Origin of the sequence: Ruegeria lacuscaerulensis (genome assembly GCF_013031245.1) — a bacterium.
Lineage (GTDB): Bacteria > Pseudomonadota > Alphaproteobacteria > Rhodobacterales > Rhodobacteraceae > Ruegeria > Ruegeria lacuscaerulensis_C.
Map to the genome: position 1 here is coordinate 29,784 of NZ_WPZL01000013.1, position 14,489 is coordinate 44,272.

The window sequence follows — 14,489 nt, forward strand, 5'->3', positions numbered from 1 at the left end:
GCTTTGGGGAAGATTAGGCGTGGGGCCGGGTCGGTGAAATGACAATTGTCAAGTTGGGTGCAGGAAAAGACTGGTGCGCGGTACTCAGCTTTGGCATAGGCTGGGCAAAGCAGATGTACCAACCGGGAAACCGGCAAGGGAAAAGGGGAACATTCGTGGCGCATGAGGCACAAAAGGCGATCGCCCGGCAATCGCTGTTGCTGAAAAGCATGCCGGAACAGCACATCGACACCTTGCTGAGCCACGCAATCTGGCGGCAGTACGACCGGGGTGAGACGATTTTCCTGCAAGAGGAAGAGGCCAAGGCCGTGCACGTCGTACTGGCTGGCTGGGTCAAGCTGTTTCGCATGTCCCCCACCGGAGCCGAAGCTGTCGTCAGCGTCTTTACCCGTGGCGAAAGCTTTGGTGAGGCCGTCGCGCTGCGCAATGTCCCTTATCCCGTGTCCGCCGAGGCCGTGTCTGCTTGTGATGTGATGCACATCCCGAGCCCGGTGCTGTTGTCGTTGATGCGTGAAGATCCGGAAATCGGCGTGTCAATCCTGGCGGCTACTTTTACGCATTTGCATTCGCTGGTCGCCCAACTCGAACAACTCAAGGCTCAGACCGGTGCGCAAAGGGTTGCAGAGTTTCTTTTGACACTGTGCGATTCAGAAACAGATGGCTGTGATGTGGCGTTGCCGTATGACAAGATGCTGATCGCAGGTCGTTTGGGTATGAAGCCGGAAAGCCTGAGCCGGGCATTCTCGCGTCTGAAAACAGTTGGTGTGAAGATCATTCGCAACCATGCGGTGATATCCGATATTGAAGGGCTGCGGGACTACGCCGAAAGCGACCCGACTGAGAAGTGACCGAAACAGGCACTGTTCCTGACACGGGCGCGAGGTCGAGTTTCTCTCAAAATCAGGCTCGTACGGCCAGCGGCGCAAAGAGGTTACTGTCTATCGGGAAGCGATACATCCGGGACATCATCAATTAAGTAATGTCGGCAGGTTTCAATTCACCGTCGATCAGCGCTAATGGTGCCACGTTTTCCAGATAACGCCCCTCGGAACCGAGCAATCCATAATGATTTGAGATTTGACATCCGGTCCACGTCGTCACTGAACCGGATGAAGGCGACGAAGCACAAATCGCTAATGACAAAGCGTCCTCGGGCGCTGCGGGGCCGGCGCAAGTCGCAAATCTGTCGGTTCTGAAGCCAATTCTGTCCGAAACAACATCTGCAAATTGCACCATTGTGCGCGCAAATTGAGGGCTGTAACGAACAGGAGCCTTCATGCGTTATTCAGCTCTGAGGATCTTCAAAGAGGCGGTGACCGGGCACAAGGGTTGGACCCCGCAATGGCGTGACGCCACGCCAGCGGAAGCCTATGACTATGTGATTATCGGCGGCGGCGGTCACGGATTGGCCACAGCCTACTACCTTGCCAAGGAATTCGATGCGGCACGTATTGCGGTTCTGGAAAAGGGTTGGATCGGCGGAGGCAATGTTGGCCGGAACACAACAATTATCCGGTCGAACTATTTGCTGGACGGGAACGAGCCGTTCTATGAATTCTCGTTGAAACTCTGGGAAAACCTGGAACAGGATTTCAATTACAATGCGATGGTCAGCCAGCGCGGCATTCTGAACCTCGTGCATTCGGACGCGCAGCGCGACGCAGCGCGGCGCCGGGGCAATGCGATGATCCTGAACGGATCAGATGCCGAGCTGCTGGATACCGACGGTGTCCGGGCCATGTATCCGTTCCTCAATTTCAACGACGCGCGATTCCCGATCAAGGGCGGGTTGCTGCACCGTCGCGGCGGAACTGTTCGACATGACGCAGTGGCATGGGGTTATGCCCGTGGTGCGGATATGCGCGGCGTGGACATCATTCAGAACTGCGAGGTCACCGGGTTCCGTATCGAAAACGGCGCAGTTCAGGGCGTCGAGACAACACGCGGATTTATCGGGGCCCGTAAAGTCGGCGTTTCGGTTGCGGGCAATTCCAGCCGGGTGATGGCAATGGCCGGAATGCGCCTTCCGATCGAAAGCCACGTGTTGCAGGCCTTTGTCTCAGAAGGGTTGAAGCCGTTCATCCCCGGCGTGATCACCTATGGCGCGGGGCATTTCTATTGCAGCCAGTCCGACAAGGGTGGGCTGGTGTTCGGCGGCGATATCGACAGTTACAATACGTATGCTCAACGCGGCAATCTGCCGGTCGTCGAGGATGTGATCGAAAGCGGAATGTCCCTGATCCCGGCGCTCGGACGCGCGCGCCTTCTGCGCAGTTGGGGCGGGATCATGGATATGTCCATGGACGGTTCACCCTTCATCGACAAGACCCATATAAACGGTCTCTATTTCAATGGCGGCTGGTGCTATGGCGGGTTCAAGGCAACGCCCGCGTCGGGCTACTGCTTTGCCCATCTTCTGAAAACCGACCGCCCGCATGAGACTGCGACGGCCTACAGGCTGGATCGCTTCATGAGCGGTCACATGATCGACGAAAAAGGGCAGGGTGCCCAGCCGAACCTGCATTGAGAGGCTAACCAGATGATTATCGACCATCCTTTGCTTGGCCCGCGCGACGCGCAGGAGTTCACCTATCTGGGTGATGCCTCCCTCATCAATCGGCCCGACTGGCAATCGGAAAACGCGCTGAGCGAGTTCCACGACTATCTGTATCTGCGTGACAACCCTGCGGGCGAACATCGCGAACTTTGGTATCACGAACAGGGCGACCGCTCGTGGCTGGTCGTTACGCGGAACACCACCACCCATGAAATTCTGAATGTTGAATTGGCCCATGACGTTGCGAAAGCGGCTGCGGCGGAAAGGTCTGCACAATGACGAATGGCAATCGTTTGAAAGGCGGCCTGGTTGACCGCAACACCAGCCTGAACTTCCGGTTCGACGGTAATAACTATAGCGGGTATCAGGGCGACACGCTTGCCTCGGCGTTGCTGGCCAATGGCGTGCGACTGATGGGTCGCTCGTTCAAGTACCACCGGCCGCGGGGCGTGTTGACCGCGGGCAGCGAAGAACCCAACGCGCTGGTCGAGCTGCGCTCGGGCGGTCGGCAGGAACCCAACACCCGCGCCACGGTTGCCGAGCTGTATGACGGGCTCGATGCAAATTCGCAAAACCGCTGGCCGTCGCTTGAACGTGATTTCATGGCGATCAACGACCGGTTTTCAAACTTTCTGACGGCGGGGTTCTACTACAAGACCTTCATGTGGCCGAAAGCGTTCTGGGAGAAATTGTACGAACCGATTATCCGCAGGGCCGCTGGATTGGGCAGTCTGACGGGGGAACACGATCCGGACCTTTATGACAAGGGTTTCCTGCACTGTGATCTGCTGGTGATCGGCGCGGGCCCTGCCGGACTGGCGGCGGCGCTGACAGCCGGGCGCGCTGGCGCGCAGGTCATTCTGGCCGAGGAAGATTTCCATATGGGTGGGCGTCTGATCGCCGAGTCAGGTGCCTTGGCCGATATCTCGGGCACTGACTGGGTTGCGCAGATTCAGGCCGAATTGTCGGGCATGGGCAATGTGCGCCTGATGCCCCGGACCACTGTGTTCGGAGCTTATGACCACGGGATTTACGGCGCGGTTGAGCGCAATGCAGATCATCTGGCCGCGCCCGCCGAGGGCAAGCCGCGTCAGACGTTGTGGCGCATTTATTCAAAACGAGCGCTGATTGCTACGGGCGCAATCGAACGGCCCATCGCATTTGAGAACAATGACCGCCCAGGGATAATGCTGGCCGGTGCGGTTCGCGCTTATGTCAATCGCTGGGCATCGACACCTGCACAATCCGTTGTCGTCTTTGCCAACAATGACGACGCGCATCAGACGGCGCGTGACCTGATGGCCCAGGAGGTTGAGGTTCCGGCCATCATCGATACGCGGCCCGATGCACCGGATGTCGAGGGGACCGAGGTTCTGAAAGGGGCCGAGATCGTAAACACGTCCGGACGTCTGGGCCTGACCTCGGTGCAGGTCAGGGTTTCCAAAGGTTACACGCGCGATCTGCATTGTGAAGCCTTGGCGATGTCCGGTGGCTGGAATCCGAACCTCGGCCTGACCTGTCATCAGCGGGGCCGACCGGTCTGGAACACGGATATCCATGCCTTTGTTCCGGGCGAGGGCCTGCCCGTCGGTCAGACCGTGGCCGGAGCCGCCAAGGGTGAGTTGACAACGGACGCCGCCCTGCAGGGGGGAGCCGCCGCAGCGGTTTCCGCGCTGGCCGATCTGGGGATCACCGCGACTCAGGCTGATTTGCCCGCCGCGCAGGATGCTCCCGTCTCACTGTCGCCGTTTTGGCACGTGAAAGACGCAAAACGGGCCTGGCTGGATTTCCAGAATGATGTGACCGTCAAGGATGTGAAACTGGCGCATCAGGAAAATTTCACTTCGGTCGAGCATCTCAAGCGTTACACGACGCTGGGCATGGCCACCGATCAGGGCAAGACCTCGAACGTCGGCGCGCTGGCTGTGATGGCCGAACTGACCGGCAAGTCGATCCCTGAAACCGGTACCACCATCTTTCGTCCGCCCTATACGCCTGTGGCGATGGGGGCTCTGGCGGGTCGTGCGGTCGGCAAGGAGTTCCACCCGACCCGCCTGACCCCCAGCCACAAATGGGCCGAAGAGCAGGGCGCCGTGTTCGTCGAGGTCGGCAACTGGTTGCGGGCTCAGTGGTTCCCGCGCAAAGGTGAAACGCATTGGCGCCAGTCGGTGGATCGCGAGGTTCTTCAGACCCGCAATTCGGTCGGTGTCTGCGATGTGACGACACTGGGCAAGATCGACGTTCAGGGCGCGGATGCCGCGGCATTCCTGAACATGATGTACGCCAATGGCTTTGCCAAGCTGCCGGTCGGCAAAGTGCGCTATGGCCTGATGTTGCGCGAGGACGGGGTGGCCTATGATGACGGCACCGCCGCGCGTCTGGCCGAGGACCATTTCGTCGTGACGACCACCACCGCCAATGCGGTTCTGGTGTATCGCAATATGGAGTTTGTGCGTCAGTGCCTGTGTCCGGATATGGATGTGCAGCTGATTTCAACCACCGAGGCCTGGGCGCAATACGCGGTTGCCGGTCCGAACAGCCGTAAACTGCTGCAAAAAATCGTCGATCCCGAATTCGATATCTCGAACGAGGCATTTCCCTTCATGGCCTGCGGTGAGATCACCGTCTGCGGCGGGTTGCGTGCGCGATTGTTCCGGATCTCGTTCTCGGGTGAGCTGGCTTACGAAATTGCCGTGCCCACTCGCTATGGCGATGCAATGATGCGGGCTTTGATGGAAGCAGGTGAAGAGTTCGACGTGGTTCCATACGGCACTGAGGCGCTGGGCGTCATGCGAATCGAAAAGGGCCACGCTGCGGGCAATGAGCTGAACGGGACGACGACCGCACTGAACCTTGGCCTAGGACGCATGGTCAGCACCAAGAAAGACTGTATCGGCAACGTGCTCAGCCGTCGCGACGGGATGAACGCTGCGGATGCGCTGGCTCTGGTCGGCCTGAAACCCGTCAATGCCAAGGACACCCTGCCTGCAGGTGGGCATCTGATGAACATGACCGGGCCGATCGATGCCGCAAACGATCAGGGATATGTCACTTCGGCGGCTTATTCGCCGATCCTGAACACCTCCATCGCGCTGGGCTTTGTCAAAGGCGGGTTCGACCGCAAGGGTGAGCAGTTGCGCCTGGTCAACCCGCTGGAAGGTCAGGAGATCATGGTGGAAATTGTCAGCGCTCATTTTGTGGACCCGGAGGGGGAGAAGCTTCGTGCATAAACTGAAACCCATCACCCCTTTGGGGGGCAACACGCCCCGTCAGGACGTCATAGGCACGATCACCATCACCGAGGTGGCGGATCAGGCACTGGCCTCGGTCGCGGCCCGCAGGGGACAGGCCAATGTTGTTAGGCAAAAGCTGTCCGATCAGATCGGATTGTCGTTGCCGGACGTGGGCAACGCCGCAGATGCCGCACCCTTTTCCGCCTTCTGGACGGGCCCCGATCAATGGATGATCACGGCCCCGCATGAAAGCCACGAATTGCTGGCCTCCGAGTTAAAGAAAACCCTAGGTGACAGCGCCTCGGTGGTCGAGCAGACCGACGGCTGGTGCCGGTTTGATGTGGCCGGGGCGGGTTTGTGCGATCTTTTTGAGCGTCTGAGCAACGCGCCGGTGCGCACGATGGCATCGGGTACGGCGATCCGCACGACGGCTGAGCATCTGGGCGTTTTCCTGTGGCGACTGGCCGAGGAGCGTATCGCGGTTATCGCCCCCCGGTCTTCCGCCGGTTCCTTACACCACGGCCTGCTGGCGGCGGCGAAGTCGATCGCCTGACGTCAGCCCGAAGGCAGCGCGCCGTCGCTGCCAACGTGCCTCGGGCGGAACCGGGCAACCAAGCCAAGTTGCATTTACAGTGCCGCGCCGGGTCTCCGGGCGCGCCCGGTTGAGGTATTTTCGATGCATTCGCAAATGGGGAGTTCAATAAAAAACTCCGTACCTTTTCCAAGTGTACTTTTATAGTCAATCGTACCGCCAAAATGTTCGACAATTTCCCTGGAAATATTCATCCCAAGACCGGTACCTCCCGCATGGCGCTCATCAGATGAATCAATTTGCGAAAATCGGTCGAATACTTTGTCCCGGCAGCCCTTGGGAATCCCGATACCTTTGTCCTTTACGAAAATGCGCACGCGGGGACCGGTTTTCTTGCACCCGACAGTGACTTCACCGCCATCAAAGGAGAATTTGGCAGCGTTGGATATCATGTTGGTCAAAACCTGAAGAAGACGAGATGCGTCGCCTTTGATGAACACGTCGCTTTTGCCGCGGATGTCTTCTGCTATTTCCACATTGTGGGCGCTTGCATATCCCAGATTGCAGGAAATCGCCTCTCGAACCAGCGCATGAACGTCTATTGTTCCCTCACGATAGCTCATTTCACCGGCTTCCATTTTTTGAATGTCCAAAACATCGTTAATCAGCGAAGCAAGGCGTTCACTGTTCTTACTTGCCAGGTGAACAAGGTTTTCCATTTTATCGGGAATTTCACCCAGCGCACCGGAGTTTATTAAATCAAGCGAACCTTTGATTGATGTCAAAGGTGTCCGCAGCTCATGACTGACTGTGGAAATGAATTGAGTTTTCGCAATGTAAGCGGCTTTGGTTCTTTCGTGCTCTTCTTTGAGTTTCTCCAGTTGCTCCAGATTCTTCCGGTAAAGCCTGAGAAACACCAGCGAGCAGTCGATCAGGAAGTACATGACAAAAATGACTGTAAAGAAATGCAGCCAAAGGTCCGACGAAAGCTCGGGCCGTTCAATCCAAATGTCCTTTACGACAATCACCATGAACGAAACGCCATACATGGACAGACGGACTATCATAGCCCAGACAAACTGGTGGTTGTTCATGGCCGCAAACAACGCGGCGGCAAACAAGAAGAACAAAGGGGTGAAGTGCCCGCCGGTTGGCTGTTTAAAGGCCACTGAAACGGCATATAAACAAATCGCAGTTGAGCTGAGTATCGTATTCAGCAGTATCCAAACGACCATCATTGCAATTGCCTTGCGCTGGTCTGGATTCAGACGGGGCACGCGTCTGGCGAGTATCAAATCCTGCACTTCGCAAATGAGGATCGTCCCATAAAACAACAAAGCGTTGATTGGATCGAAAAAGAATCCGGTCAGGATCGTTGTGGCCAAAAATATTGCCTGCCGCTGCCACAAGAGCGCAAAGCTCATGGCAGTGTAATCCTTGATGTTTTGCAGAAGCCGGTCTTCCTGTGCTCCGGTATCCCGGTCCGTCTGCGTCGCTTCGATGACTGTCATCCCAAAGATTTCATTGCTCGCACTCTCAGCATGTCTTTATCCGAACAATGAGGACGTAGTTGGTCGGAAATGGGTTCACAGTTTGGCAATAATTCCTCAGTCCGCCGCGCAATTGTTGAGTAGATCAGGGAAGCTCTCGACGAACAAAGGCCGCTATTCGCCACAGCGTATGTGCAAAACCAATTTCCAAAAAATCGACGATCTCGTTGCTAAGTTAGACTTTTTCCACATAAATGATCCTAAAGACTGGAGAGGAAACTCGAGGGGACCATGGTTTGACCGCTGTTGGAATGGCGAAAATGAGACAGTTCGACGTCACCCCTGTTTCGGCAAAACTTGCGGAAAAGCCGGTATCCTTACTTCAGTTTGCAAGGTCTGCCGGCCGCAACATGCTGGAAGTCATACCGGCAGAGACTTTGCGCCAGACCTATGTTCGCGGTCCGTTGAATATTCACTATATTTGCGACCCGGAAATGATCACCGAATTGCTTGTGGGGCAAGGCCGTGCTTTTCCCAAGGCCAAGTTCACAAAGGATATTATCGGGTCAGCGGTGGGTAACGGCCTGATCCTTTCCGAAGGTGAAAAATGGCGCCAGCAAAGGCGCAGGTATTCCCCTTTGTTTGCGGCCAGAAACCTTCCGGTTCTCGCCCGACACTTTGCTGAAACGGGTGCCGAGGTCGCGAAATCTTTGGCGGAACACGAAGGTCCTGTAGACGTTGCGCAAGTTGCGCCGGCATCGACTTTGACAAACATTTCCAGAGTGATCTTTTCAGGCAACGAAGAAGTTAGCTCAGAACAAATTCGTGTGGGGCTGATCGCGTATTTCAACTATATTTCGGATATTTCGCTATTCGACTTGATGGGTTTGCCGAAATGGTTGCCACGCAAAAAGTGGCTAATCAGCAAGGCACCAGTCACAGATATGCGCGACCTGGCCCGGCAGGTCATCGCACAACGTCGGTCTGAAAACCGTAGCGAACCGCAGGACTTCCTGGATTTTATGATTGAGGCCCTGAAAACGGATTTCGAGGACGAAGAGACAACCGTCGACAATCTGTTGACCTTTGTTGTTGCTGGCCATGAAACCTCGGCCAATGCATTGGCTTGGGGGTATTACCTGCTGGCGTTGAACCCGGATATGCAGAACAGAATTCGCAGTGAGATTCTGTCTGTTCGCCCCCGGGGGCCAGTGGAATTTGCCGATCTTGAGTCCATGCCGCTGTTGCGGGCGCACATTAAGGAAACACTGCGTCTTTATCCATCAGCCGCATTTTTTGCCAGGGATGCGGCTGAAGACATCGAAATCAAGGGTGTAAAGATCGAAAAAGGCGATGCGCTGTTTTATCCTGTCTACTCTTTGCACAGAAACGAGAAGCTGTGGGATGCCCCCGCGCAATACCGGCCGGAACGTTTTCTGAATGGTCCTCTGCCTCGGGGCCAGTATATCCCATTTGGAGATGGCCCCAGGATTTGCATCGGCGCCCAGTACGCCGAGACGGAAATCATGGTTTTGATGGCGTCAGTGCTCCGTCGTATCAACTTTTCATTTGCAGATGCGCAAATGCCGGAACCGGTTTTGACATTTACGATGCGCACCAGCGGACCACTCATACTTAACGCTGAACGAGTTCCGGAAGGTTTGTGAGGTCACAACTGTCGCGCCCGGCGCAATGTAAGTGTCACGTTTTAGCGTAGCCTATTGTTTGTCCAGATAAGTGCTTTCGCCATAAAGCTCGCGCATTACTGTGTCGAACAATCTTCCAGCACCCTTTTCTTTTTGGATGGGCTCCGGCGCGGAACACAAACCGGATTGGGGTGCTGCATGCATTCTGGTTGCTCCCTCTCGATTGCTTAATCCGTCGATGGCTTTTTTAAAGGCAGCGAACGCGCCAGCTTTCGTAATTGAGCGCATCGACACCGGAGCACTCACCAACGCCTTGAGAGGCACCGACCCGCAATGGTTGCCGAGGACCGTTCTTAACTTCAGGTTGAGACGATGTTCGGTCGGGAGCATGTCCGTGCAATCCCGTCCATGTGTGACAACAAGAAAAACACCGCTTCCACGGTAAGAGAACACTGCCCTGGCTTTCTTCGAAGTCCTTTCTATGCACTCCGCAACATCCGAAATGACACGTCGAAAGTTACCAAAGCCATTCAGATCGTAGTGGTAGTCAGCGTTCTGAAGTTTGACAGCCGTAACCCAGGAATCACACCGACAGCTCCTTGAGAGCTGCTCGACGTAATTGTCGAATTCGATATATCGCAAACACCGGTCCAGCCCGTCGATAGACAGCGGATCTTCAAAGCTGAACTGCTGATGAAAATCCAATTCTTCGCGAAGGTTTTTTATCGAGGCAGAAGATGTCTGCGTCCTGATGCGTTCCATCATCAGCAGATGAGCCGCATTCATGCGACTACGCAGTTCGAAAAAATCAAAGGGCTTTGTGATGTAGTCGAAAGCACCTTCTAAAAAGGCCTCTTCGATGTATTTTCGGTCGTCCATTGCCGTCAGCATTATCACCGGCGTTTCCAGATTTCCTGGCATGCTTCGAATTTGCCTAAGTAACTGAATACCGCTGGTTTCAGGCATCTGAATGTCCACCAGCAGACAGTCGAACGGGGCTTCCGCGGCCTCGATCTGTCTGAGCGCTTCGGAGGCTGAATCGGCGACCGAAACGTAGCAGTTTTCGAGCTCGGGAAGCGCCGACTGGAGTAAATTGAGAATGCTTGGATCGTCATCGACGGCCAGTACATTAAGCGTCGCCCTTCTGAGAGCACGCATTTCCAACTTGCTTTGGAATCGATCATTTCCGGGGTTGGAATGTTTCATGACTGATGAACCGCTTTTGATCCGTTTAACGGAGCCAGCCTAGGAAACGAGTAGGACGAAACAGCGGCATAAAAGAAGAAAAACCACATGGAATTGGGTTTTTTCTTGACCTTATTTTGACGTTATTGACCATTAAGCCAATTATATTCTTTCAGAAGTTCCGTTTTATTCACACCGAGTTTCGGACATGTATTGTGTCATCTGATTGGTTTTGAAGACCGCAGCGCGTAACCAAAACAACGTTGTGGCTATGACAAGAGCAGGACCGAAAAGAGTGTTCCTCGCCCCTCGTGTCATCAAGAACCATTTCGACATTTCGGCCAAGTTGCGCCAAATACGCCAAACTGTAAGAACAACTCATCGTATAGGAGTTTGATTGGGACTGGAGGTTGGGCAACTTTCAGACGCGTTAGCCTGTCTGATTATTGATGTTGAACAAAACCGACTGACTTACGGTACCATCAATCGAGAATTTTGCTCCAACGGGCGAGGCCCCAACGCCTAGTCGCCGGGACCATCGCGCCCAGACGGAAGGAACGATTCCGAGTATTCTGGAGGCTCCACCTTGTTTCGCAGCAACAGTCATTTGGTGAAACAATTCCTGCTGAACGACGAGCCTGCGTGCAGAAGAAACTCCGCCCGTCACAAAAAACCGCGAAGCTTCCCAGATACTCGGTTTAACCGGTGCGTCAAAATACAGAATATCGGTTGGCATTCCCCTGAGAATGCCTCTCTGCGCGTCGCGCAACATGTAACTGTATACGCCGCATCGCGCAGTGCTTGGCAGCAGACGCACCCCGCCAAGTATCTCACCGAATTCATGAAGCACGACCCACTGACATGCCGGAGTATCGTATTGGTCGAATTCCATCCCGTCGGCTTCGCCAACCTGCCACTTTAAGCGATCTATAAATATGGACTTTCGCGTCTCAAGATATTTGGCAAGCAGCGTGCCGTGCTCATGAATGTTTCGAAAGCTCATGGTGGTCGCGCGAATATCGCCAAGCTCGCCCCGAGGCGCTGACAGTTCGCGCTCGAGTGTAAACAGCTTGGGTTGCACCAATGAATTTGGCGCAGTTGGTGCATCGTTGGCAGGGTTCAGGTCCGGAATAACTTCCGGCACTGAGAACGCCTGGTCGTACCTGAGTGGTCGGTCCATATTTTACTCATATATTCGCCACACTTATGACAAGATTCAACTCATCGAGTCTACAACCTTATGCAGTAGTCTTCAGAATTGCCGGATAAGTGTGTCCAATTCACATCCCTCAAACAGACATGGCTGAAGGGGGGGCTGACCCTTTCATTTATCTGCGGGCTTGTTTCCGCCACTGGCAGTTCTTCCAATATCCGACCCAGCTTTCAACGCGTTGAAAAATTTTATCTATTGATCATTTCCTCCGGATAAGCGTTTAGGTTGTCTAACCTCCCGCTATTGGATCAAAAACGAGTGCAGCTTTTTGTGCTGTGCGAAACAAAGCGGTTTCAGCGCCATGTAAATCAGAGAAACCCTGCGTTCGACGCGCCGGGTTGCCACTGGCAAATTGATTGAATGCAAAAATAATGCGCAGACATAAGGAGGCCCCTCTTAGGCCACCCTTTTGCCGCCTTTTTCCGGCAACATGGAAAAATCCTGAGAGTTTACGCACCAATCAACCGTTGCTCTTTGTCTGCAATGCCCAGCGGTTTTTTGGTGTCAAAGGTTGGTGAATAGTTATGCGTATACTTGCTGTAGACGACGACCCCAGCATCCTGGAACTGCTAGACAGTGTTCTGGCTGCGTTCGGGTACAAAGATGTCGTCACCGCACGAAGCGGCCGCGAAGCCCTTCAGATCCTGTCAGAACCGACAGAAGCATTCGACTGTTTGCTTCTTGATGTGCAGATGCCGCAGATGAACGGAATTAATCTGTGCGAAGAAGCCCGCAAGATTCCTGGCTACCTGTACACGCCTATAATCATGGTCACCGCCATGGTGCAGAAACAGTACATTGACGAAGCATTCGAAGCGGGTGCGACAGACTATGTCACAAAGCCTTTTGAATTTTCTGATCTGAAGCAAAGGCTTTCGGACGCTTACAGGATGGCAGCGGAACGCAGAGCCGCGATCGAGGTGATGGAAGCTGATGAGCACGCGTGGCAGGATGCAGAGGCCAATCAAGACCTTCTTCTGAGTGACCCGTTTTACTTAGGAGATTTGCCCGGATGCATTGGATTGGCCGAGTTCGAGAACTACGTAATTCAGCTTTCGACGATGCATGCGACGGCTTCGAAAATCGTGGCGGTAAAAGTCACTGACATCGAGCAAATCTACAAGTCGGGCAGTTCCGGCGAATTTCGTGACTCCCTGGCGTCGGCTGGAACCGCGCTCCTCTCGGCTACTCAGGAAGGACGCAAGGTCGCGACGTATTGGGGCAATGGCGTATTCCTGCTTGTCCACGACAATCAAAAGGAATTTAGCGCAGAAAAGGCCCTAAACCCGTTGCCAGGAAATCCAAAAGAAGTTGGCGAAAGTGCTATTGCTTGCCAAGTAGGGGAAGAAGTTGTCCTGAATGCCACCTCCAAAATGGAAGCATTGTTTTTGATCGACAAGGCTGTGGAATTGGCCGAAACCCGCGACGCCCAAGTTGCCAGGTTTGGCTAAATAAAATCGGCGTCAGTCGTATGGAAACCAACCTCTAGCGGGATCCAATTCTTCGGCACCGCCTGCATCTATGGCGTTCGATTGAGGCAGGCGTCCGCAATGGAAGCCAGCCAAACTGTCCTTCTTTGTCGCCCCATCAATCCTGATTTCTTGCGGTTCAGAGGCACTAACTCAGGAGCGCTTCGATTTTATCCAGCGTCGCGGTACTGACCGCAACGCCTTCGGTTGCGGCCAGAATGCGTTTCGCGCGCCGGCCGTCACCCGGCAGATGCGCTCCGTTCTGAGAACGGATTTCGTCGACCAGTGTGTTGAGACCAGTTGCAAACGCGTCATCGGCTGTCGCGGTGGGATCAATCGCGATAAAGAACTGCCCTGTGCGGGGTGGCCCACCTGCGGTGCCGGAAAAGGGCGACGCGTTCAGGCCCAATGTGGCGCCGGTTAAGGCGGCGGCCATGATCTCAGTCAAAAGGGCTATTCCGACACCTTTGTAACCGCCCGACGGGGCCATCGATCCCTTGAGGCCGACATTCGGGTCGGTGGTGGGGTTGCCATCTTCGTCCAAAGCCCAGCCAACCGGGATTGGTTTACCTTCGCGGGCGTGTTTCATCACTTCGCTTTTGGCGATGGTGCTGGCGCTTTGGTCGATCAGCAGGGCGGGCTGGCCATCGGTTCCCGGAGCTGCGATCGAGAAGGGATTGGTGCCGACGACTGGCTTTGCGCCTCCCGAAGGGGCGATGGAGGCTGGTGCGTTGGTAAACCCAAGCCCAACCAGCCCGGCTTGAGCCAGCCGGAATGTATGATACCCGAGGACGCCGCAGTTGTAGCTGTTGCGGATTGCCAGCGCGGCAATGCCTTGACCGCGCGCAGCACAGATCAGGGCTTCGAACCCCAGATCGATGGCGGAGTGTGCAAAGCCGGTTGCCGCGTCCACATTCACCACGCCGGGGCGGGGTTGAGACAGGGTTGGTTGCGCTGAACCGTCCACCTTACCGCACTGAACATGTTCGCAGTATATCGGTATGTAGGCCAGACCGTGGCTGGCAACACCGTCCGCTTCTGTTGCAGCCGTGGCAACGGCCAGCGGGCGGGCATTGGTCTCGGTCGTGCCGGCGGCAACGAGCGCGCGAAAGGCCAGGTCTTCAATTTCAGCAAGGGTCAGGGTGCGGGTTTCAACCATTTTGA

The 14,489-nt window shown here is 55.1% G+C and carries 11 protein-coding genes; 7 read left to right on the forward strand and 4 right to left on the reverse strand.

Annotated elements, in window-relative coordinates; genetic code table 11:
- Positions 1-155: 155 nt before the first annotated feature.
- The 5 genes from GOX66_RS15370 (at position 156) to GOX66_RS15390 (ending at position 6,343) form a co-directional block, all read left to right on the forward strand.
- Positions 156-848, forward strand: coding sequence for a cyclic nucleotide-binding domain-containing protein (locus GOX66_RS15370; RefSeq protein ID WP_170763682.1), 693 nt, complete (start codon positions 156-158; stop codon positions 846-848).
- A 428-nt stretch (positions 849-1,276) separates the two neighbouring features.
- On the forward strand, positions 1,277-2,527 hold the full coding sequence (locus GOX66_RS15375) for a sarcosine oxidase subunit beta family protein (RefSeq protein ID WP_170763618.1): 1,251 nt from the start codon (positions 1,277-1,279) through the stop codon (positions 2,525-2,527).
- A 12-nt stretch (positions 2,528-2,539) separates the two neighbouring features.
- Positions 2,540-2,836, forward strand: coding sequence for a sarcosine oxidase subunit delta (locus tag GOX66_RS15380; protein ID WP_170763619.1), 297 nt, complete (start codon positions 2,540-2,542; stop codon positions 2,834-2,836).
- Positions 2,833-5,787, forward strand: a complete 2,955-nt coding sequence (locus tag GOX66_RS15385; RefSeq protein ID WP_170763620.1) for a sarcosine oxidase subunit alpha family protein — start codon at positions 2,833-2,835, stop codon at positions 5,785-5,787. The genes GOX66_RS15380 and GOX66_RS15385 overlap by 4 nt, the downstream gene beginning before the upstream one ends.
- Complete coding sequence (locus GOX66_RS15390) at positions 5,780-6,343, forward strand: sarcosine oxidase subunit gamma (RefSeq protein ID WP_170763621.1); 564 nt, start codon at positions 5,780-5,782, stop codon at positions 6,341-6,343. Before GOX66_RS15385 ends, GOX66_RS15390 begins: the two co-directional genes overlap by 8 nt.
- Positions 6,344-6,417: 74 nt before the next feature.
- Here the strand turns inward: GOX66_RS15390 and GOX66_RS15395 are convergent, their stop codons facing one another.
- A complete protein-coding gene (locus tag GOX66_RS15395) occupies positions 6,418-7,833 on the reverse strand; it encodes a sensor histidine kinase (protein WP_170763622.1) in 1,416 nt (471 codons plus the stop codon).
- 299 nt (positions 7,834-8,132) lie between these two features.
- Between GOX66_RS15395 and GOX66_RS15400 the strand changes: the two genes are divergently transcribed.
- Positions 8,133-9,479 carry a cytochrome P450 gene (locus tag GOX66_RS15400; protein WP_237212627.1) on the forward strand — a complete coding sequence of 449 codons (1,347 nt, stop codon included), beginning with the start codon at positions 8,133-8,135 and terminating at the stop codon, positions 9,477-9,479.
- Positions 9,480-9,530: 51 nt separating this feature from the next.
- Here GOX66_RS15400 and GOX66_RS15405 read toward each other — a convergent pair whose 3' ends face one another.
- The gene (locus tag GOX66_RS15405; protein WP_170763623.1) at positions 9,531-10,664 is read right to left on the reverse strand and encodes a response regulator; all 1,134 of its coding nucleotides are present in this window, start codon (positions 10,662-10,664) and stop codon (positions 9,531-9,533) included.
- Between the two features lie 409 nt (positions 10,665-11,073).
- Entirely contained in the window at positions 11,074-11,823 is a 750-nt protein-coding gene (locus tag GOX66_RS15410) for an acyl-homoserine-lactone synthase (RefSeq protein WP_237212628.1), read from the reverse strand.
- Positions 11,824-12,380: 557 nt separating this feature from the next.
- Between GOX66_RS15410 and GOX66_RS15415 the strand changes: the two genes are divergently transcribed.
- Positions 12,381-13,307 carry a response regulator gene (locus tag GOX66_RS15415; protein ID WP_170763624.1) on the forward strand — a complete coding sequence of 309 codons (927 nt, stop codon included), beginning with the start codon at positions 12,381-12,383 and terminating at the stop codon, positions 13,305-13,307.
- Between the two features lie 166 nt (positions 13,308-13,473).
- Here GOX66_RS15415 and GOX66_RS15420 read toward each other — a convergent pair whose 3' ends face one another.
- Positions 13,474-14,484, reverse strand: coding sequence for an Ldh family oxidoreductase (locus GOX66_RS15420; RefSeq protein ID WP_170763625.1), 1,011 nt, complete (start codon positions 14,482-14,484; stop codon positions 13,474-13,476).
- Between the last annotated feature and the right edge of the window lie 5 nt (positions 14,485-14,489).

Coding starts and splice junctions, on each gene's coding strand:
- GOX66_RS15375 (WP_170763618.1), top strand. CDS start 1,277: ATGCGTTATTCAGCTCTGAGGATCTTCAAAGAGGCGGTGACCGGGCAC.
- GOX66_RS15380 (WP_170763619.1), top strand. CDS start 2,540: ATGATTATCGACCATCCTTTGCTTGGCCCGCGCGACGCGCAGGAGTTC.
- GOX66_RS15385 (WP_170763620.1), top strand. CDS start 2,833: ATGACGAATGGCAATCGTTTGAAAGGCGGCCTGGTTGACCGCAACACC.
- GOX66_RS15395 (WP_170763622.1), bottom strand. CDS start 7,833: ATGACAGTCATCGAAGCGACGCAGACGGACCGGGATACCGGAGCACAG.
- GOX66_RS15400 (WP_237212627.1), top strand. CDS start 8,133: ATGAGACAGTTCGACGTCACCCCTGTTTCGGCAAAACTTGCGGAAAAG.
- GOX66_RS15405 (WP_170763623.1), bottom strand. CDS start 10,664: ATGAAACATTCCAACCCCGGAAATGATCGATTCCAAAGCAAGTTGGAA.
- GOX66_RS15410 (WP_237212628.1), bottom strand. CDS start 11,823: ATGGACCGACCACTCAGGTACGACCAGGCGTTCTCAGTGCCGGAAGTT.
- GOX66_RS15415 (WP_170763624.1), top strand. CDS start 12,381: ATGCGTATACTTGCTGTAGACGACGACCCCAGCATCCTGGAACTGCTA.
- GOX66_RS15420 (WP_170763625.1), bottom strand. CDS start 14,484: ATGGTTGAAACCCGCACCCTGACCCTTGCTGAAATTGAAGACCTGGCC.